The sequence below is a fragment of the Streptomyces sp. AM8-1-1 genome (genome assembly GCF_032229325.1).
Taxonomy (GTDB): Bacteria; Actinomycetota; Actinomycetes; order Streptomycetales; family Streptomycetaceae; genus Streptomyces; species Streptomyces achmelvichensis.
Genome location: NZ_CP135086.1, coordinates 4,156,016 through 4,175,678, shown reverse-complemented (window position 1 = coordinate 4,175,678; position 19,663 = coordinate 4,156,016). Strand labels below are relative to the sequence as shown.

Here is a 19,663-nt window from a genome sequence, read left to right as displayed (position 1 = left end):
ATCCGTACTTGTTGTGGCGCGGATAGTCGATCAGACGCTTCTTGCCGGGGCCACCACCGCCCCGGCCGGGCCCTTCATGGCCCCCGCCACCACCGCCACCGCGGCGACCACCACCGCGGCCGCCGTGCCCGGCGCCCGCGGCTTCGTCGACGCGCCGGCGGCTGCCACCACGCTGTGCGGCGCGGCGAGCCTCGGCCCGGCCACCATAAGTCCGCTCCTCACCGTACGAAGCGGAGGGAGATTCCGAGCCGGTGCCCCGGGGGGCTGCGCGGCGGCCAGTGGGCTGCTGGGCGGCGCGCCTGGCAGCCGCACGCCCGCCACCTTGCGGCTGCGGCGGTTTGCGACGGTGCTCGCTCATCGAACGACTACTCCTCGGGCAGGCGAGACGCCTGGAAGCGGCAGTTGAGTTCCGGTCCCCCCGAAATGGATACGGACCAGCTCCCGAAAGAGCTCATCCGCTGCGCATCCACGGCGAGGACGCACACAGGCGTCTCATGGTTCCCGGTGGTCTGCATGCCGCACAGACTACGCACGGTCAAAACCCACCTAGCAATGAAGTTCACCCCAAATCAGGCAAGTTGCCTGCTGTGAATTGATGATGTGACGCCGTTCACGATGACCCCCCTTGTCGCAGGAGGCACACGGGCCTATCGTGCTGATGTATCGAGTCGATACATCAGCACGACATAAGCGACCGGGATGGCAAAGGAGGTAGTCGGTGAGCAGGCGCTCCGGCATCCTCGAGTTCGCCGTCCTCGGTCTGCTCCGTGAAGCCCCGATGCATGGCTATGAGCTGCGCAAACGGCTCAATACGTCGCTGGGGATCTTCCGCGCCTTCAGCTACGGAACCCTCTACCCCTGCCTCAAGACGCTGGTCGCCAACGGCTGGTTGATCGAGGAACCGGGAAGTGCTCCCGAGGATGCTCTCGCCGCGTCACTCGCAGGGCGCCGCGCCAAGATCGTCTACCGGTTGACGGCAGAAGGTAAGGAGCATTTCGAGGAGCTGCTCTCGCACACCGGCCCGGACACCTGGGAGGACGAGCACTTCGCTGCTCGCTTCGCCTTCTTCGGGCAGACGGAGCGCGAGGTGCGGATGCGGGTGCTGGAAGGCCGTCGCAGCAGGCTGGAGGAGCGCCTGGAGAAGATGCGCGCCTCCCTCGCCCGCACACGGGAGCGCCTCGACGACTACACCCTTGAGCTTCAGCGGCACGGCATGGAGTCCGTGGAGCGCGAAGTGCGCTGGCTGAACGAGCTCATCGAGAGCGAGCGAGCGGGGCGGGGCCGGCAACAGCCCTCCTCCGAGAGCGCAGCTCAGCAGGACAGAACATCTGGAGCGACGGGCGGCCTGCCCCGGTACGGGAGTGCCGAGTCGTCCGGGGGATCCTCCCCCGGGCCCTCCACCCCGCCGGATCCGTCCGACGACACCACCAAGTGAGACCCCGCGGTCCGCAGGGTTTCATCCGGAATACCGAGATCACACAGGGAGCAACCGGAATGGGTTCGGTTCGCGTAGCCATCGTCGGCGTGGGCAACTGCGCCGCCTCGCTGGTGCAGGGCGTCGAGTACTACAAGGACGCCGACCCGGCCGGCAAGGTGCCGGGTCTGATGCACGTGCAGTTCGGCGATTACCACGTCGGTGACGTGGAGTTCGTGGCCGCCTTCGACGTGGACGCCAAGAAGGTCGGCCTCGACCTGGCGGACGCCATCGGCGCCAGCGAGAACAACACCATCAAGATCTGCGACGTGCCGAACACCGGCGTCACCGTGCAGCGCGGCCACACCCTCGACGGCCTGGGCCTGTACTACCGCCAGACCATTGAGGAGTCGTCCGAGGCGCCGGTCGACATTGTCCAGACCCTCAAGGACAAGCAGGTCGACGTCCTGATCTGCTACCTGCCCGTCGGTTCCGAGGACGCTGCGAAGTTCTACGCGCAGTGCGCCATCGACGCCAAGGTCGCCTTCGTCAACGCTCTCCCGGTCTTCATCGCCGGCACCAAGGAGTGGGCGGACAAGTTCACCGAGGCGGGCGTCCCGATCGTCGGTGACGACATCAAGTCCCAGGTGGGTGCCACCATCACGCACCGCGTGATGGCGAAGCTGTTCGAGGACCGCGGTGTCCGTCTTGAGCGCACCATGCAGCTCAACGTCGGCGGCAACATGGACTTCAAGAACATGCTGGAGCGCGACCGCCTCGAGTCCAAGAAGATCTCGAAGACGCAGGCCGTCACCTCGCAGATCCCCGACCGCGAGCTGGGCGAGAAGAACGTCCACATCGGTCCGTCGGACTACGTGGCCTGGCTGGACGACCGCAAGTGGGCGTACGTCCGCCTCGAGGGCCGTGCCTTCGGTGACGTCCCGCTGAACCTGGAGTACAAGCTCGAGGTCTGGGACTCCCCGAACTCCGCGGGTGTCATCATCGACGCCCTGCGCGCCGCGAAGATCGCCAAGGACCGGGGTATCGGTGGCCCGATCCTCTCCGCGTCCTCGTACTTCATGAAGTCCCCGCCGGTGCAGTACTTCGACGACGAGGCCTACGCCAACGTCGAGAAGTTCATCAAGGGCGAGGTCGAGCGCTAAGCGTTCAACCGATGGTCCGCCGAGGGTCCCCGGGTTATCCGCCCGGGGACCCTCGGCGTATGTGAGGCTTGATCACATGCCCGTCGTACGTGATCTGCGCGTACTCCTGCGCCTGACCGACTTTCGCCGACTGCTCACGGTCCGGCTGCTATCCCAGGCAGCCGACGGCGTCTACCAGGTCGCGCTTGCCACGTACGTCGTCTTCTCCCCCGAGAAGCAGACCTCCCCGGCCGCCATCGCTTCCGCCATGGCTGTCCTGCTGCTCCCGTACTCCCTGATCGGCCCGTTCGCCGGAGTCCTGCTGGACCGCTGGCAGCGTCGGCAGGTCTTCCTCTACGGAAACCTGCTGCGGGCGCTGCTCGCCTCCTGCACCGCGCTGCTGATCCTCGCCTCCGTGCCCGACTGGCTGTTCTACGCCTCTGCCCTGTCGGTCACCGCGGTCAACCGCTTCGTCCTGGCCGGCCTCTCCGCCGCCCTGCCCCGGGTCGTCGACGCGGACCGGCTCGTCATGGCCAACTCCCTCTCACCCACCGCCGGTACGCTCGCGGCGACAGCCGGCGGAGGCCTGGCCTTCGCCGTACGACTGCTGTCCGACAACTCCGACGCCGTGGTGGTCCTGCTCGGCGCCGCGCTCTATCTGTGCTCTGCTCTCGCCTCACTCCGCATGGGCCGCCAACTGCTCGGTCCGGACCAGGAGTTGCAGCAGCGTCGATTGCTCTCCGCGATCGCCTCCACGGCACGCGGCCTGGCGAGCGGAGTACGGCACCTGGCGAGCCGCAAGCCCGCGGTGCGGGTACTGATCGCCATGACCTTGATGCGGTTCAGCTACGGGGCGCTGACGGTCATGGTTCTGATGCTGTGCCGGTACGCCTGGTACCAGGACGAGAAGGACGGTCTCGCTCTGCTCGGCATCGCCATCGCCGTCTCGGGTGCCGGCTTCTTCGCGGCGGCCGTGGTGACTCCATGGGCCGTCGAAAGACTCGGAACCTACGGCTGGCTCGTGGCCTGCGCCGGAACCGCCGCCGTCCTGGAGCCCGCCCTGGGGCTGCCATTCGCCCCCGTGCCGATACTGGTCGCGGCGTTCGTCCTGGGACTCATCACTCAAGGCGCGAAGATCACGACGGACACCGTGATCCAGACATCGGTGGACGATGCCTATCGCGGCCGCGTCTTCTCGCTCTACGACGTTCTGTTCAATGTGGCGTTCGTGGGCGCTGCCGCCGTCGCGGCGCTGATGTTGCCGCCAGACGGTCGATCGATCCATCTGGTGCTTCTCGTGTCCCTCATCTACGCAGCCATCGCCGCGGCGATGGTCCGGTGGAGCCGGGCGGACGCGACACCGCAGGGATCCGATCCCCTGCGGCCATAACAAAGGGGCAATGTTTCACGTGAAACATCGCCCCTCAGTGCACTGCCCGGCTCGATGTTTCACGTGAAACATCGAGCCGCTTCACGGTCGAGCTCGCGTCAGGAGGCTCAGTCCTGCGTCGCCCACCATTCCTTCAGGGCTGCCACGGCGGCGTCTTCCTCCATCGGGCCGTTCTCCAGCCGAAGCTCCAGCAGGAACGCGTACGCCTTGCCGATCACCGGACCGGGGCCGACCCCCAGGACCTCCTGGATCTGGTTGCCGTTCAGGTCGGGCCTGATGGCGTCCAGCTCCTCCTGCTCCTTCAGCTGCTCGATCCGCTCTTCGAGCCCGTCGTAGGCCCGGGACAGCGCGGCAGCCTTGCGCTTGTTGCGGGTGGTGCAGTCGGAGCGGGTCAGCTTGTGGAGCCGGCTGAGCAACGGTCCCGCGTCCCGGACGTAGCGACGCACGGCCGAGTCGGTCCACTCGCCGGCTCCGTAACCGTGGAACCGCAGATGCAGCTCCACCAGGCGCGAGACATCCCTCACCATCTCGTTGGAGTACTTCAGCGCGGTCATCCGCTTTTTGGTCATCTTCGCTCCGACCACCTCGTGGTGATGGAAGGAGACCCCGCCGTCCTTCTCGAAGCGCCTCGTCCGGGGCTTCCCGATGTCATGCAGCAAAGCGGCCAGCCGCAGGATCAGATCCGGGCCGTCCTCCTCCAGATCGATGGCCTGTTCCAGAACCGTCAGGGAGTGCTCGTAGACGTCCTTGTGCCGGTGGTGCTCATCGCTCTCCAGTCGCAGCGCGGGCAGCTCGGGCAGCACCCGCTCAGCCAGGCCGGAATCGACGAGCAGGGCCAGCCCCTTGCGGGGGTGGGCGGAGAGGAGGAGCTTGTTCAGCTCCTCCCTCACCCGCTCGGCGGAGACGATGTCGATGCGCTCGGCCATGCCCTTCATCGCCGTGACGACCTCGGGGGCCACCTCGAAGTCCAGCTGCGCGGCGAAGCGGGCGGCCCGCATCATGCGCAGCGGGTCGTCGGAGAAGGACTCCTGCGGCGTTCCCGGCGTCCGCAGCACGCGTGCGGCCAGATCCTCCAGGCCGTGGTGCGGGTCGATGAACTCCTTCTCGGGCAGCGCCACGGCCATCGCGTTCACCGTGAAGTCACGACGGACCAGGTCGTCCTCGATGGAATCGCCGTAGGACACCTCAGGCTTGCGGGAGGTCCTGTCGTACGCCTCGGAGCGGTAGGTCGTGACCTCGATCTGGTAGCCGTCCTTCTGGGACCCGACCGTGCCGAAGGCGATACCCACGTCCCATACGGAATCGGCCCAGGGGCGAATGATCTTCAGGACATCCTCGGGGCGGGCGTCCGTGGTGAAGTCCAGATCATTGCCGAGCCGGCCGAGCAACGCGTCCCGGACCGAGCCGCCGACAAGGGCGAGGCTGAACCCGGCTTCCTGGAAGCGACGGGCGAGGTCATCGGCGACGGGCGCTACACGGAGTAGTTCCGTCACCGCACGGCGTTGCACCTGGCTCAGGGCGTTGGGGTTGTCTTCATTGGCGTTCGGCACAACAGAAGAGGGTACGTGCCCCCGCCGGGCCCGGTGCCCCTGTTTATGGGCCGCTCGCACCGTCGCCGTGGCGCTACCCGGCCGTGGACCGATGATCGACTTCTCACCGGACTCCATGGAGTCCCCACAGTTCCTTGCGATCTTGTGAGGCACTCCGCGGCACTTCGGCACAGCGGACCTCGTTACCATGCGTGGACGCACTGAGTGACAACGACCGACGGCATCAGACGACGAGGGACGGACGAGCGCGTGACGGAGGCGGCAGACTTCCAGGGGATGACTTCTCCTGCCCGCCGGTGGTTGCGGCGCACAGCCTCCATGATCGCCGGCGCTCCGCTCGTGGCCGGGCTCCTCATCGGGCCGGCCGCACCTTCGGCGCACGCCGACGAGGACGCCACAGGCTCGAACATGGTGGATGTGTCCATCGACACGATGACACCGACCGCCCCAGGACCGAACGACAAGATCACCATCTCCGGCACGGTCACCAATGAGGGCAAGCAGACCGTCACGGACGCCGAGATCGGCGTGCGGATCGGGCCGCAGCTCGAAGGCAGGAATGCCATCGACCGTGCCTCCGAGCGGACCGGCTTCATCGACGGCGCCGACGGTTCCCGAGTCGATGCCAAGTTCGCGGCGAAGCTTCCCAAGCTCGTCTCCGGCATCAGCCGGGAGTTCTCGCTCACAGTCCCCGTCAGTGAACTGAACCTCGACGAGGACGGCGTCTATCAGCTCGGCGTGGCACTCGAGGGCCGGACACCCGACGAGCCCTTCGATCAGGTGCGGGGTATCGAGCGGACCTTCCTGCCCTGGCAGCCGGAGGCCACCGAGAAGAAGACGCAGTTCACCTATCTCTGGCCGCTGATCTCGTCGACCCACCTCACGTCGGAGACGGGCTCGGACGAGCAGCAGACACCGGTCTTCGAGGACGAGGAGCTGGCCAAGGAGCTGGCACCTGATGGACGGCTCGGACAGCTCGTCAGCCTCGGCAGTGAACTGCCCGTCACCTGGGTCATCGACCCGGATCTTCTGGCCACCGTCGATGCGATGACCAGGAACTACCGCGTCAAGAGCGGTACGACCACGGTCGCCGGCAAGAACCAGGCGGTCGCCAAGCAATGGCTGAACGCGGTGGAGGCGGCCGTCCAGGGGCGCAAGGTCATCGCGCTGCCGTTCGCGGATCCCGATCTCGCTTCGCTGGCCCACCGCGGCAAGAACGTCTCGGGCTCCCTCAGTCACCTGCAGCCGGCCACCGTGGTCGCGGAGAAGACCGTCGAGACGATCGTCCATGTGAAGCCGTCCGTCGACTTCGCCTGGCCCGTCGACGGAGCGATCGATTCGTCGATCGTGGATGTCGCCACCTCGGCCGGCGCCCACAAGGTCATCGCCCGCAGCGACAGCCTGCGCGACGATCTGGCGTACACGCCCACGGCGGCACGGCCCATCGGTGGCGGTACGACGGCCGTGGTGGCCGACGCACGGCTCTCCAAGGCCTTCGAAGGCAACATGCTGGACTCCGGCAGTTCCACGCTTGCGGTCCAGAAGTTCCTCGCTCAGACGCTGGCCGTGACCCGCCAGGACCCGGACAACCAACGAAGCATTGTCGTCGCCCCGCAGCGCAGGCCCAGCGCCTCCCAGGCGCAGTCCATGGCGCGCGCGATCGCGGCACTCGACGGTCAGCGCTGGACCCAGCCGCTGGACCTGGTCGCTGCGGCGGGCGTCAAGCCGGATGCCGACGCCACGACGAAGGTGCCCGCCACGTCGCGGTACCCCGGACGGCTCCGGGAGCAGGAACTACCGGTCCGGGCGTTCGAGGACATCCGCACCACCCAGAGCGGGCTCGACAACTTCACGGTCATCCTGACGCTGGAAGACCGCGTGGCGGCGCCGTTCGGCAGGTCCATCGACCGGGAGATGTCCACCTCCTGGAGAGGGCTCCCTGAGGACGCGCAGCTCTATCGCGACAGCGTGCGGAGCAACCTCCAGGTGCTCACCGAGCAGGTGAAGCTGATCGAGAAGTCGCAGGTCACGCTGTCGGGGCGGAGTGCGACCATTCCCGTCACCGTGCAGAACAGGCTGGTCCAGGGCATCGACGGCCTGGTCCTGCGGCTCAGCTCGGACAACGCCACCCGCCTGAGCCTCGACGACGACAACGCCATCGCGGAGCGGCCGATCAAGGTCGAGGGCGGGCACAGCCAGTCGGTGAAGTTCGACGCCGCGGCCAATGCGAACGGCCCGGTGAAGATGACGGCACAGCTCTACACCGAGGACGGCAAGCCGTACGGCGAGAAGATGCAGTTCACGGTGAAGGTCTCCGAGATCACCCCCACCGTGATGCTCGTCATCGCCGGCGGTGTTCTGCTGCTGGTCCTCGCCGGGGTCCGCATGTACAGCCAGCGCAAGCGGTCGGCCTCCCAGGAGCCGATCGCTGCGGACGGCGAAGGCTCCGACGGCAAGGACGGCGGCGACGACGGTTCCGCGAGCGCGGAGCCCACGCCGGACGGGGGTGACGCACCGGATGAGCCCACGGGGCCCGAGGGTGACATCGCCGACCCGGATCCCGGGCAGGCGAGTGACCCGACGCCGGACACCGGACGGGAAAGCGACAACCCGTCGAGTACGGGTGAGAAAGTGGACCGTTGAGCGATGTCGTGGCCGGTCGGCCGGGGACGATGAGGTGGGGTAGCAATGAACGCGCCGTACGACGGTGACCGCGGTCAGGGCGCGGGCGTGGACCCGGCAGGCCAGGTCCCGCCGCCACCCGCGCCCGACCCCTATGCGCAGGATCCGTACGTCCAGGAGGCGTACGACCGCGACCCCTACCGGGAGCAGGATCTGTCCGCCCAGGACCCCGTGTCCGAGGCGCTGTACGACCGTGCCTCCCACCCCCCGCCGCCTCCCGGCACCTACCAGGAGCCGCCGCCGCTCTACCAGCAGCCGCAGTCGCCGCAGCACGCTCCCGACCCCCGAGTCTGGGCGCAGACCCCGCCGCCCGAGCCCGGCGGGGCGTCCCGTCTTCTGCCCTACGGCGACGACGCCAGGACGACCCAGTACACGGGTGTCGACGACCTGGTGACCCACGCAGGCGAGGAGGAGCAGGAGAACGACGCGTTCGCGCACCTCTTCCGTGACCAGGAGAGCTCCGGGCAGACGGCTCCGGCCCCTGAACCGCTGCCGACAGCGCCGGCACCCGCGAAGTCCGGCGGCAGGGCCAGCAGCTTGCTGAAGTCCAGCGCCGTGATGGCCGCGGGCACGATCGTCTCGCGGCTCACGGGCTTTCTGCGGACCCTGGTGATGGCCGCGGCGATCGGCGTCGGCACCCTGAACGACTCCTACCAGGTCGCCAACGTCCTGCCGACGATGATCTACGTCCTGGTCGGCGGCGGCGCCCTCAACGCCGTGTTCATCCCCCAGCTCGTCCGGGCCATGAAGAACGACGACGACGGGGGCGAGGCGTACGCCAACCGCCTCCTCACGCTCGTGGTCGTCCTGCTGGCGGGCGTCACGGCCGTCTGTGTCCTGGCGGCCCCGCTGCTGGTCCGGATGATGTCGGCGGAGATCGCCTCCGACCCCCAGCGGATGGAGGTCACGGTCACCTTCGCCCGCTACTGCCTGCCGACCATGTTCTTCATGGGTCTGCATGTGGTGCTGGGCCAGATCCTGAACGCCCGCGGCCGCTTCGGCGCGATGATGTGGACCCCGGTCCTGAACAACATCGTCATCATCGTGACCTTCGGCGCCTTCATCTGGGCGTTCGGCAGCTTCACGGAGTCCGGTGTCAGCGGTTCCACCATCACTCCCGAAGGTGTCCGCCTGCTGGGCCTCGGCACCCTCCTCGGGCTCACCGTCCAAGCACTCGCGATGATCCCGTATCTGCGGGACGCGGGCTTCAAGATGCGACTGCGGTTCGACTGGCGCGGCCACGGGCTGGGCAAGGCCGTGGGGCTCGCCAAGTGGACCTTCTTCTTCGTCCTCGCCAACCAGCTGGGCATGATCGTGGTCACCCAGCTGGCCACCTGGGCCGGCTCGATCGCCGAAGAGGACAACTACACCGGCACCGGTATCACCGCCTACAACTACGCGCTGCTGCTCTGGCAGATGCCGCAGGCCATCATCACCGTGTCCGTGATGACGGCGGTCCTGCCCCGCATCTCCCGCTCCGCCCACGACGGCGACCCCGCCGCGGTGCGCGACGACATCTCGTACGGCCTGCGCACCTCTGCCGTCGCGATCGTTCCCTGCGCCTTCGCCTTCGTCGCCCTGGGCGTACCGATGGCAACGCTGCTTTACGCCGGATCCGGCTCGGAGGGTGCTCTCGGCATCGGCTACACGCTGATGGCGTTCGGTCTGGGCCTCATCCCGTACTCGGTGCAGTACGTCGTGCTCCGCGGCTTCTACGCCTACGAGGACACCAGGACCCCGTTCTACAACACGGTCATCGTCGCCCTCGTCAATGCCGCCGCCTCCGGAATCGCCTTCGTGGTTCTCCCCGCCCGCTGGGCGGTCGTCGGCATGGCCGCCTCCTACGGCCTCGCGTACATGGTCGGTGTGGGCATCGCCTGGCGGCGGCTCAAGAAGCGGCTCGGCGGCGATCTGGACGGCACCCGCGTCATGCGCACCTATGCCCGTCTCTGCATGGCGTCCGTGCCTGCCGCGGCCGCAGCGGGCCTTACCGCCTACGGGATCATCCAGCTCCTGGGCATCAGCGCGGGAGGCTCTCTGATCGCGCTGGTGGCCGGCGGTGTGGTGCTGCTGGGCGTCTTCTTCCTGGCCGCGAAGCGCATGCGCATCGAGGAGCTCAATTCCATGGTCGGCATGGTGCGCGGACGCCTCGGCCGTTAGTCGGACGGCGGGCTCGCACAACCATCGTCAGTCGCCGCGTGTCGTGCATAGCGGCGGACTGTGGGCACAATTGGCATGGCTGTTGGTTATGCGCAACGGAATGGGGAGGCAGGAACGACGGTGGCGGAACGTAGCACGGCCGCCGTCGACGTGGCTGACAACAGCGGAGATGATCCGCTGTCCGCGCAGGCGGGGAAGGCCACGAACGACGGGGCGGCTGAAACCGAGGACACGGCGAAGAAGTCCGCGCCGGACACAGGCAGCGACGGGCAGGGCACCGAGCCCACCATCGCCACGCCTGAGCTGCACAGTGGCCACAAGCTCGCCAGACGCTACCGGCTCGAGGAGTGCGTCACCCGTCTGGACGGTTTCAGCAGCTGGCGTGCTGTCGACGAGAAGTTGCGCCGTGCAGTCGGAGTCCACCTGCTGCCCGCGGACCATCCCCGGGCCCGTTCGGTCCTTGCAGCGGCCCGTTCCTCGGCTCTGCTCGGCGATCCCCGCTTCGTGCAGGTGCTGGACGCGGTCGAGGAGAACGACCTCGTCTACGTCGTCCACGAATGGATTCCGGACGCGACAGAGCTCACTGCTCTGCTCGCCATGGGGCCCATGGAACCGCACGACGCCTATCAGCTCGTCGACCAGCTCTCCCAGGCCATGGCCGCGGCGCATCGTGAGGGCCTCGCGCATCTGAAGCTCACCCCCGGCGCGGTCCTGCGGAGCTCGACCGGGCAGTACCGCATCCGTGGCCTCGCGGTGAACGCCGCCCTGCGGGGCATCACGGCGGAGCGCCCGCAACGCACCGACACCGAAGCGATCGGCGCCCTGCTCTACGCCGCCCTGACACAGCGCTGGCCGTACGAGAGCGACGCCTACGGGCTCTCCGGACTGCCTAAGGGCGTCGGCCTGGTCGCGCCCGACCAGGTGCGTGCGGGGGTGCACCGAGGACTCTCGGAGCTCGCCATGCGCGCCCTGGTCAACGACGGCGCCACGGCTTCCCGCCAAGAGCCGCCGTGCACGACGCCTGACGAGCTCGCGAAGGCCGTCGCCGCGATGCCCCGCATCCGCCCGCCCGAGCCGTCCTTCACCGCGTCCCCCGACTATCAGCAGACGACGTACCAGCAGGGCTCCTACGGCCGCCCGGGCAACCACGCCAGGTCGGCAGTCACCCAATCGGTGCCCGTCCCACCGGCACCGCTCGAAAGCCGCACGGGTCGGGTCCTCAAGTGGGGCGTGGCCGCCTTGCTGATTGCGGCACTGGGCCTCGGCAGCTGGCAGATCGCGGACAAGCTGATCGACAAGGACAAGGGCTCGGGCAACACCCAGACGAACCCCGGCGAGGGTGACGACGACAAGGTGAAGGCACCCGACAAGCCGCTGGAGATCAAGGACGTGTCGGAGTTCGTGCCCAACGGCTCCAGCGGCATACAGGAGGCGGACGCACCCAACGCCGTCGACGGCAAGCCCGACACAGCGTGGATCACGCCGCGATACGACGGCGCCGCGAACTTCGGCAATCTCCCGTTCCGCCGCCAGGGCAGCGGGATCATCGTCGACCTGGGCAAGGTGCAGGAGGTCGCCGGCATCGAGGTCGTCATGTACCGCAGTGGCCAGAAGGTCGAGGTCCTCGCCGCCGGCGAGGACGCCTCCGCCCCCTCGTCGCTCGAGGACTTCTCCGAACGTCTCACCGCTCTGGAGAAGGCGGGTAAGGACGTGAAGGCCACGCTCGACAAGCCGACGAGTACTCGTTATGTGCTCGTCCGCGTCACCGAACTGGCTCCGGACAGCTCCCCGTCCTCCTTCCGGGGCGGTATCTCGGAGATCACGCTCCTCGGACGCTGAGGGCCGGTCATCGAGGCAGGCAGCGCCGGCCGACCGTGGCGTGACGAGCGATGTGGGAGCCGGGCCCGTACCCCTGGAGATCGGCCCGGCTCTATGCTCTTCATCTCTATGACCTTCGCGACTCGAATCGTGATAGACAGTCCGAGCCACGACCGAGCGTGACCACAGGCAGGGTGGTACCGGACAGAGGGTGGAGGCCGTGACGACTGGGGCGTCCAACTCACTCAGTGACTCGGAGCTGCTGGCCCGCCATGTCGGGGGCGACCCCGAGGCTTTTGGTGAGCTCGTACGCCGGCATCGTGACCGGCTCTGGGCGGTGGCCCTGCGCACCCTGGGAGACCGGGAGGAAGCCGCGGACGCTGTGCAGGACGCTCTCGTGTCCGCCTTCCGGGCAGCCCACACCTTCCGCGGCCAGTCCGCTGTCACCACATGGCTCCACCGCATCACGGTGAATGCCTGTCTCGACCGGGCTCGCAAGGCCGCCTCCCGCAAGACGTCGCCGGTCGACGATACAGAGCGCCTGGAACAGCTCCTTGAGCCCCATGAGTCCGCGGAAGCGCCCGCAGAACGACAGGATCTGCACCGCGAGCTCTTGGCGGCGCTCGCGAAGCTTCCTGTCGATCAGCGAGCTGCTCTGGTGCTGGTCGATATGCAGGGCTACCCGGTCGCGGAGGCCGCCCGTGTCCTCGATGTGCCGACCGGCACCGTGAAAAGTCGATGCGCTCGGGGGAGAGCACGACTGCTGCCCATGCTCACCCATCTGCGCGCAGATGCCGGGGATAGCGACGAGTCCAACGAGGGAAGGAACCGGACGCCAGGGAAATCCGTCCCACCGGCGTCGGGACTTAGGGATGCAGGGACGACAACCGACCCTGCTGCTGTGAAGGGCGGAGGTGGGCGCGCATGACATCCACGGCCGACATGACTCAGCACCCGGACGTCTCGGAGATCTCCGATCTCACGGAAGGCCTGCTGTCACCGTCTCGCAGTGCCGATCTGCGACAGCACCTGGACGCCTGTGAGCTGTGCGCCGATGTGCACGCCTCACTGCAAGAAATCCGCGAAACGCTCGGCACGCTTCCCGGTCCCGTACGGATGCCCGCTGACATCGCGGGCCGCATCGATGCGGCGCTGGCCGCCGAGGCGCTTCTGGACTCCACAGCGCCGGAAGAGCACGCGCATGTTTCACGTGAAACAACGACCGCAGCCCGCTCGCAGGAAACCCGCCCGAGCGAGCGCCCGGCGGGGCACGCCCGTGGCACCAACGGTCCCGGTCGCACCCGGCAAGGACGGCGCCGCCGCACCGCTGTGCTCGGCGCCATCGTCAGCGTGGCCGCTGTCGGCGTGAGTGTGCTGCTGATGCAGACGATGTCGCCGGGAGGCGCCGGCGACGCCGGAGCATCCAAGGAGACCAGCGTCAGCTCTGCTGCCGGCGACGGCCGGGACTTCGCAGCCATGAACCTCGAGCGCCAGGTCCAGCACCTGGTGGCCGCAGCGCCCACCCTCGACACAAAGATCGACAAGAGTGAGTCCTTCGGCTCTGCCGACAGCGCACCGCCGCCCAGCACCCGGAAGGGCAGCGCGGCACCCGTACCGACCTGCGTTCAGAAGGGCACGGGGCGGACCGACGCGCCCATCGCTGTCGAGAAGGGCGTGTACAAGGGGGAGAACGCCTACCTGGTGGTGCTCCCTCATGTCTCTGACACGCAGCAGGTTCAGGCCTACGTCATTGACGCGGCCTGCGTGGACATCGCTCCCGCTTCCACGGGAAAACTCCTACTGACGAGCACGTACCCTCGCCACTGACGCGCCCCACCGTGCCGTGCGGCCACCCTGGGAATGCCAGCCCCTTAGGATCCGTTGGGTGGGGTGAGAGTCATTGACCCGGCCCAGTAGGCAGTAGGCAGTCCGCAGAGACGAGGAAAAACGCCGTGAGCGACGTCCGCAACGTGATCATCATTGGCTCTGGCCCGGCCGGTTACACGGCAGCCCTGTATACCGCCCGCGCATCGCTGCAGCCGCTGGTGTTCGAGGGTGCCGTCACCGCCGGTGGTGCGCTGATGAACACGACCGATGTGGAGAACTTCCCCGGCTTCCGCGACGGCATCCTGGGCCCGGACCTGATGGACAACATGCGCGCTCAGGCCGAGCGGTTCGGCGCCGAGCTGGTCCCGGACGACATCGTGAACGTCGACCTCACGGGCGACATCAAGACTGTCACCGACACCGCCGGCACCGTCCACCGCGCGAAGGCCGTCATCGTCACGACCGGCTCGCAGCACCGCAAGCTCGGTCTGCCGAACGAGGACGCGCTGTCCGGTCGTGGCGTCTCCTGGTGTGCGACCTGTGACGGGTTCTTCTTCAAGGGCCAGGACATCGCCGTGATCGGCGGCGGCGACACCGCCATGGAGGAGGCGACCTTCCTTTCCCGGTTCGCCAAGTCCGTCACCATCGTCCACCGCCGTGACACGCTGCGTGCCTCCAAGGCCATGCAGGACCGCGCCTTCGCCGACCCCAAGATCTCCTTCGCCTGGGACAGCGAGATCGCACAGATCCACGGAGACCAGAAGCTCTCCGGTCTGACCCTGCGCAACACCAAGTCCGGCGAGACCTCTGAGCTTGCGGTGACCGGACTGTTCATCGCCGTGGGCCACGACCCCCGGACGGAGCTCTTCAAGGGCCAGCTCGACCTGGACGACGAGGGCTACCTGAAGGTCGAGGCTCCGTCGACGCGGACCAACCTCACGGGCGTGTTCGGCGCCGGCGACGTCGTCGACCACACCTACCGCCAGGCCATCACGGCTGCCGGCACCGGCTGTTCGGCCGCTCTCGACGCCGAGCGCTACCTCGCGGCACTCGCCGACAGCGAGCAGGTCTCCGAGCCGGAGAAGACCCCCGCGGTCTGACCCTGAACCATCTCCCCCTCCACCCCGCAGAAGTAAGGAGGTCGCCGTGGCCGGCGCCCTGAAGAACGTTACCGACGACTCCTTCGAAGAGGACGTCCTCAAGAGCGACAAGCCCGTACTCGTGGACTTCTGGGCCGCGTGGTGCGGACCGTGCCGCCAGATCGCGCCGTCCCTCGAAGCAATCGCGGCCGAGCACGGTGACAAGATCGAGGTCGTCAAGCTCAACATCGACGAGAACCCGGCCACCGCGGCCAAGTACGGCGTCATGTCCATCCCGACGCTGAACGTGTACCAGAACGGTGAGGTCGCCAAGACCATCGTCGGCGCCAAGCCGAAGGCCGCGATCGTTCGCGACCTGGAGAACTTCATCGCCGAATAGTGGCGAGTGGTCACGGCGTCGATGTTTCACGTGAAACACGAATGGGCTCATCCCGCACCGGGATGAGCCCATTGTCGTAGGAGGCGATCACAGGGGACGCAACGCCGGCTCCTTCTGGACGGCGCCGAGGAGACGGTCGAGTGCGAGCTCCACATCTTCCTTCCACGAGAGCGTGGTCCTCAGCTCCAGCCTCAGCCTCGGGTTGGTCGGATGCGGTCGCACTGTCTTGAAGCCCACGGCCAGCAGATGGTCCGCCGGCAGCACGCAGGCCGGCTCCTTCCACCGCGCGTCGCCGAATGCTTCGATGGCACGGAAGCCTCGCCTCAGCAGATCCTTGGCCACCGTCTGCACGATGACCCTGCCAAGGCCCTGGCCCTGATAGCCCGGGTTGATCCAGGCAGTCATCAGCTGGACGGCATCGGCCGAGACCGGACTCGTGGGGAACGCGGTGGACCGGGGTACATACGCCGGCGGTGCGTAGAGGACGAACCCCACGGGCACGTCGTCGACGTAGACCACGCGGCCGCACGAGCCCCATTCGAGCAGCACCGCCGAGATCCAGGCTTCCTTCTCCAGCTCCGGCGTGCCCGCCTTTACTGCCGCTTCTCCGCTGACCGGATCAAGTTCCCAGAAGACGCACGCTCGGCATCGCTTGGGTAGGTCCGAAAGGTTGTCCAGCGTGAGGGGTACGAGCCGACGCCCCATGAAGGCTGTTCCTCGCTTCCTTCTCCGGCCGCGCTACGAGCGGCCGCCAGCGCGCTCCGTTCATGGAGCAGGCTGCTGATGAAGCCTCCTACTGCTCCCAGGCCCAGGCCTGCGGTGACCAGTTGGCTACGGCTAACCGTTCGCACGGTCCCTCGCCCTCCTCTGAGGTGGATCAAGGTGGATGCGCCTATACCAGAACGCATCGTATCCACCTGTTCCTGACATCGGTACCGCCAGATGGCAAAGGGCGGGCCGTGTCCGGTGAAACACCCGGACACGGCCCGCCCTTCAGGGGACCGAGGAAGCCCTCAGACCTCTTCGTCCTGCTCCGAATCCTCGGTGAGGCCCTTCTCCAGGACTCGCCCCTCGCCCGGGGCGAGGGTGCCGAGGATGCGCTCCAGATCGTCTATCGAAGCGAACTCGACAACGATCTTTCCCTTCTTCTGACCCAGGTCGACCTTCACGCGGGTCTCGAAGCGGTCGGAGAGCCGGGAAGCCAGATCGGTGAGCGCCGGCGAGAGCCGGGTCCCCGCTCGCGGACTCTTCGGCTTGGCCGCACTCTTCGGGTTCGAGTTGATCAGCGTCACGATCTCCTCGACAGCGCGCACCGACAGCCCCTCGGCCACGATGCGGTGGGCGAGGCGGTCCTGCTCGTCGGAGTCATCCACCGACAGCAGCGCCCGTGCATGACCGGCCGAGAGAACACCGGCGGCGACCCTGCGCTGAACGGGAGGCGACAGCCGCAGCAGACGCAGCGTGTTCGACACCTGCGGACGTGACCGGCCGATCCGGTCCGCCAGCTGGTCGTGCGTGCAGTTGAAGTCCTTGAGCAGCTGGTCGTAGGCCGCAGCCTCTTCCAGCGGGTTCAGCTGCGCACGGTGGAGGTTCTCCAGGAGGGCGTCCAGCAGAAGCTTCTCGTCGTCCGTGTGCCGGACGATCGCGGGGATCCGCTCGAGACCGGCCTCACGGCAGGCCCTCCAGCGGCGCTCGCCCATGATGAGCTCGTACCGCTCGGTTCCCAGCTGACGCACGACCACCGGCTGGAGAAGCCCGACCTCCTTGATGGAGGTGACGAGCTCCGCCAGGGCGTCCTCATCGAAGACCTCACGAGGCTGACGCGGGTTGGGCGTGATCGCGTCGAGAGGCAGTTCGGCGAAGTGCGCGCTGAGCGACTCCTCGGGCTCCACCGCAGCTTCCGGCTCCGCTGCGGGCATCGTCGCGTCGGGCGCGACGGCGGCCGACGGCAGCGTTGCCACCTTGGCGGCAGCCACACCCCGCTCCGCGGTCAGTACGGGACCTGCCCCTGGAGAGTTCGATGCCCCGCTGGGCGGCACCTGCTTCTCCTGGGGAGCGGCAGGGATCAGCGCACCGAGCCCACGCCCCAATCCTCTACGTCGCTCACTCACTGGATGCCCTCCGAGATGTTCTGCTGGCTGTTCTGACCGCCCAGCTGGGCGTGCTGCGGGTCGTACTGGACACCGACACCGCGGAGTGCGATCTCACGAGCTGCTTCCAGATACGACAGGGAACCACTGGAACCCGGATCGTAGGTCAGCACCGTCTGGCCGTAACTCGGGGCCTCTGAGATACGCACCGAGCGGGGGATGCTCGTCCTCAGCACCTCTTCACCGAAGTGACTACGGACCTCGTCCGCCACCTGGGAGGCAAGGCGGGTTCGGCCGTCGTACATGGTGAGGAGAATCGTCGACACATGCAGCGCGGGGTTCAGATGCCCTCGCACAAGGTCCACGTTTCTCAGCAACTGCCCCAAGCCCTCCAGTGCGTAGTACTCGCACTGGATGGGGATGAGCACCTCCGCACCGGCCACCAGCGCATTGACGGTCAGCAGACCGAGCGAGGGCGGGCAGTCGATGAGGATGTAGTCCAGTGGCTGCTCATAGGCCTGGATGGCCCGCTGGAGTCGGCTCTCCCGCGCCACCAGCGACACCAACTCGATCTCCGCACCGGCGAGATCGATGGTGGCTGGGGCGCAGAAGAGGCCTTCGACGTCCGGGACGGGCTGGACCACCTCGGAGAGCGGCTTGCTCTCCACCAGGACGTCATAGATGGAGGGGACTTCGGCGTGGTGGTCGATCCCCAGCGCCGTGGAGGCGTTGCCCTGTGGATCCAGGTCGACCACCAGGACGCGCGCGCCGTGCAGGGCGAGCGAGGCAGCGAGGTTGACCGTGGTAGTGGTCTTCCCCACGCCGCCCTTCTGGTTGGCGACAACCATGACGCGTGTCTGATCAGGTCGGGGCAGACCTTCACCGGCACGCCCCAGCGCCTCCACGGCCAGCTGGGCAGCTCGACCGATGGGGGTGTCGTCCATGGGGGGCGGTGTTTCACGTGAAACATCGTCCCCTGGCGACTCAGTACGGGGACCGGGGACCGGATCGGTCATCGGTCCCGCGATGTTGGCGTCGGACCGCAAGGATTCACTCTCCTCGACTTCAGACTCGCGATGAACAGAGCCTGCCATGCTTTCGGGGTCGTGAACCAGCGAGGCCCGTGGTTCTGTGGAGGAATCCACCTCTGTGGACATCTCCCTAGCCCTTACGAGGGGCGCACGGTTCCGAATGGGGGCGGCTGCTCGGCCGCGGCTGATGATTCCCTGCAGCAGTGAGCGACGTTTCACGTGAAACACGATGCACGCGCCGCAGGACTACATCCGCACGACACTCCGAAATGCGTACGTATGGAAGCTTGTATGGAGCATCGCTCATAGACAGTACGGACCGGACAGAAGGGAACCGCTGGATCACGGCACGGGGATCAGCGTCGTCGTCGAGTGCGGCTCGTCCGGGCCGCCTTCGCCCGCTTGGCCGCGAAACGCACCCCGCCGGGGCTCTCCCCGACCTCCACGCGCACCACGGTGGAGAGCGGATCGACATGGCCCTCGCCGACATGCAGCACTGAGGTCTCCACGACGCCGAGCTTGCTCAGCGCCGCCCGTGCTCCCTGGATCTCTTCCTCGGCGGTGTCGCCCTTGAGCGCCAGCATCTCCCCATAGGGGCGCAGCAGAGGGACTCCCCAGCCGGCCAGCCGGTCGAGCGGAGCCACGGCACGGGCCGTGACCACATGGACGGGAGGCAGCGAGCCCAGAACCTCCTCGGCCCGCCCCCGCACCACGGTCACATGGTCGAGCCCCAGCAGCTCGACCACTTCCTGGAGAAAGTTCGTCCTGCGCAGCAGAGGTTCCAGGAGCGTGATCTTCAGATCCGGGCGCACCAGGGCGAGCGGGATACCCGGGAGCCCTGCTCCGGAGCCGACATCGCAGACCGTGACGTTCTGCGGGACCACCTCGGAGAGCACAGCGCAGTTCAGCAGGTGCCGCTCCCAGAGCCGCGGCACCTCGCGCGGACCGATCAGGCCGCGCTTCACGCCGGCGTCGGCGAGCAGCTCCGCATAGCGCACGGCTTCCGGGAAGAAGTCGCCGAATACCGCCCGCGCTTCCTCAGGAGCCTGAGGAAGCTCTGCTGCCTCCGTCACGGGGACC

16 protein-coding genes are annotated in these 19,663 nt (G+C 67.5%); 10 read left to right on the top strand and 6 right to left on the bottom strand.

The genetic code is table 11. The features are described from left to right. Positions 1 to 30: 30 nt before the first annotated feature. Positions 31 to 207 carry a hypothetical protein gene (locus tag RPQ07_RS18805; protein WP_313945329.1) on the bottom strand — a complete coding sequence of 59 codons (177 nt, stop codon included), beginning with the start codon at positions 205 to 207 and terminating at the stop codon, positions 31 to 33. A gap of 511 nt (positions 208 to 718) precedes the next feature. Between RPQ07_RS18805 and RPQ07_RS18800 the strand changes: the two genes are divergently transcribed. From RPQ07_RS18800 to RPQ07_RS18790, 3 genes are all read left to right on the top strand, one after another. Further along, positions 719 to 1,435 carry a PadR family transcriptional regulator gene (locus RPQ07_RS18800; protein WP_313945328.1) on the top strand — a complete coding sequence of 239 codons (717 nt, stop codon included), beginning with the start codon at positions 719 to 721 and terminating at the stop codon, positions 1,433 to 1,435. Positions 1,436 to 1,494: 59 nt separating this feature from the next. Further along, positions 1,495 to 2,577, top strand: coding sequence for an inositol-3-phosphate synthase (locus RPQ07_RS18795; protein ID WP_313945327.1), 1,083 nt, complete (start codon positions 1,495 to 1,497; stop codon positions 2,575 to 2,577). A gap of 76 nt (positions 2,578 to 2,653) precedes the next feature. After that, the gene (locus RPQ07_RS18790; RefSeq protein WP_313945326.1) at positions 2,654 to 3,946 is read left to right on the top strand and encodes an MFS transporter; all 1,293 of its coding nucleotides are present in this window, start codon (positions 2,654 to 2,656) and stop codon (positions 3,944 to 3,946) included. A 107-nt stretch (positions 3,947 to 4,053) separates the two neighbouring features. Here the strand turns inward: RPQ07_RS18790 and RPQ07_RS18785 are convergent, their stop codons facing one another. Continuing rightward, complete coding sequence (locus tag RPQ07_RS18785; protein WP_313945325.1) at positions 4,054 to 5,496, bottom strand: CCA tRNA nucleotidyltransferase; 1,443 nt, start codon at positions 5,494 to 5,496, stop codon at positions 4,054 to 4,056. Between the two features lie 249 nt (positions 5,497 to 5,745). On the opposite strand from RPQ07_RS18785, the gene RPQ07_RS18780 reads away from it, so the two are divergent. From RPQ07_RS18780 to trxA, 7 genes are all read left to right on the top strand, one after another. After that, the gene (locus tag RPQ07_RS18780) at positions 5,746 to 8,139 is read left to right on the top strand and encodes a DUF6049 family protein (protein ID WP_313945324.1); all 2,394 of its coding nucleotides are present in this window, start codon (positions 5,746 to 5,748) and stop codon (positions 8,137 to 8,139) included. A 45-nt stretch (positions 8,140 to 8,184) separates the two neighbouring features. After that, positions 8,185 to 10,338: a murein biosynthesis integral membrane protein MurJ gene (murJ, locus tag RPQ07_RS18775; RefSeq protein ID WP_313945323.1), complete on the top strand. Its 2,154-nt coding sequence runs from the start codon at positions 8,185 to 8,187 to the stop codon at positions 10,336 to 10,338. Positions 10,339 to 10,458: 120 nt separating this feature from the next. Further along, positions 10,459 to 12,177, top strand: coding sequence for a protein kinase family protein (locus tag RPQ07_RS18770; RefSeq protein ID WP_313945322.1), 1,719 nt, complete (start codon positions 10,459 to 10,461; stop codon positions 12,175 to 12,177). A 190-nt stretch (positions 12,178 to 12,367) separates the two neighbouring features. Continuing rightward, on the top strand, positions 12,368 to 13,084 hold the full coding sequence (gene sigM / locus RPQ07_RS18765; protein ID WP_391843569.1) for an RNA polymerase sigma factor SigM: 717 nt from the start codon (positions 12,368 to 12,370) through the stop codon (positions 13,082 to 13,084). 128 nt (positions 13,085 to 13,212) lie between these two features. Continuing rightward, a complete protein-coding gene (locus tag RPQ07_RS18760; protein ID WP_313945320.1) occupies positions 13,213 to 13,983 on the top strand; it encodes a hypothetical protein in 771 nt (256 codons plus the stop codon). Positions 13,984 to 14,108: 125 nt separating this feature from the next. After that, on the top strand, positions 14,109 to 15,083 hold the full coding sequence (trxB, locus tag RPQ07_RS18755) for a thioredoxin-disulfide reductase (RefSeq protein ID WP_313945319.1): 975 nt from the start codon (positions 14,109 to 14,111) through the stop codon (positions 15,081 to 15,083). A gap of 46 nt (positions 15,084 to 15,129) precedes the next feature. Beyond that, positions 15,130 to 15,462: a thioredoxin gene (trxA, locus tag RPQ07_RS18750; protein WP_313945318.1), complete on the top strand. Its 333-nt coding sequence runs from the start codon at positions 15,130 to 15,132 to the stop codon at positions 15,460 to 15,462. A gap of 87 nt (positions 15,463 to 15,549) precedes the next feature. On the opposite strand, the gene RPQ07_RS18745 is transcribed toward trxA, so the two are convergent. The 4 genes from RPQ07_RS18745 to rsmG form a co-directional block, all read right to left on the bottom strand. After that, a complete protein-coding gene (locus RPQ07_RS18745) occupies positions 15,550 to 16,167 on the bottom strand; it encodes a GNAT family N-acetyltransferase (RefSeq protein WP_313945317.1) in 618 nt (205 codons plus the stop codon). A gap of 308 nt (positions 16,168 to 16,475) precedes the next feature. Then, the gene (locus RPQ07_RS18740; protein ID WP_313945316.1) at positions 16,476 to 17,573 is read right to left on the bottom strand and encodes a ParB/RepB/Spo0J family partition protein; all 1,098 of its coding nucleotides are present in this window, start codon (positions 17,571 to 17,573) and stop codon (positions 16,476 to 16,478) included. After that, positions 17,570 to 18,646 (bottom strand): ParA family protein, encoded by a 1,077-nt coding sequence (locus tag RPQ07_RS18735; protein ID WP_313945315.1) that lies wholly within the window; start codon positions 18,644 to 18,646, stop codon positions 17,570 to 17,572. Before RPQ07_RS18735 ends, RPQ07_RS18740 begins: the two co-directional genes overlap by 4 nt. Before the next feature lie 293 nt (positions 18,647 to 18,939). Continuing rightward, a complete protein-coding gene (gene rsmG / locus RPQ07_RS18730) occupies positions 18,940 to 19,656 on the bottom strand; it encodes a 16S rRNA (guanine(527)-N(7))-methyltransferase RsmG (protein ID WP_313945314.1) in 717 nt (238 codons plus the stop codon). Positions 19,657 to 19,663 lie beyond the last annotated feature (7 nt).

What these genes read in the sequence shown, in the direction of transcription:
- RPQ07_RS18790 (WP_313945326.1), top strand. Translation starts at nt 2,654, where the DNA reads ATGCCCGTCGTACGTGATCTGCGCGTACTCCTGCGCCTGACCGACTTT.
- RPQ07_RS18735 (WP_313945315.1), bottom strand. Translation starts at nt 18,646, where the DNA reads ATGGCAGGCTCTGTTCATCGCGAGTCTGAAGTCGAGGAGAGTGAATCC.
- RPQ07_RS18745 (WP_313945317.1), bottom strand. Translation starts at nt 16,167, where the DNA reads ATGGGGCGTCGGCTCGTACCCCTCACGCTGGACAACCTTTCGGACCTA.
- RPQ07_RS18795 (WP_313945327.1), top strand. Translation starts at nt 1,495, where the DNA reads ATGGGTTCGGTTCGCGTAGCCATCGTCGGCGTGGGCAACTGCGCCGCC.
- RPQ07_RS18805 (WP_313945329.1), bottom strand. Translation starts at nt 207, where the DNA reads ATGGTGGCCGGGCCGAGGCTCGCCGCGCCGCACAGCGTGGTGGCAGCC.
- murJ (WP_313945323.1), top strand. Translation starts at nt 8,185, where the DNA reads ATGAACGCGCCGTACGACGGTGACCGCGGTCAGGGCGCGGGCGTGGAC.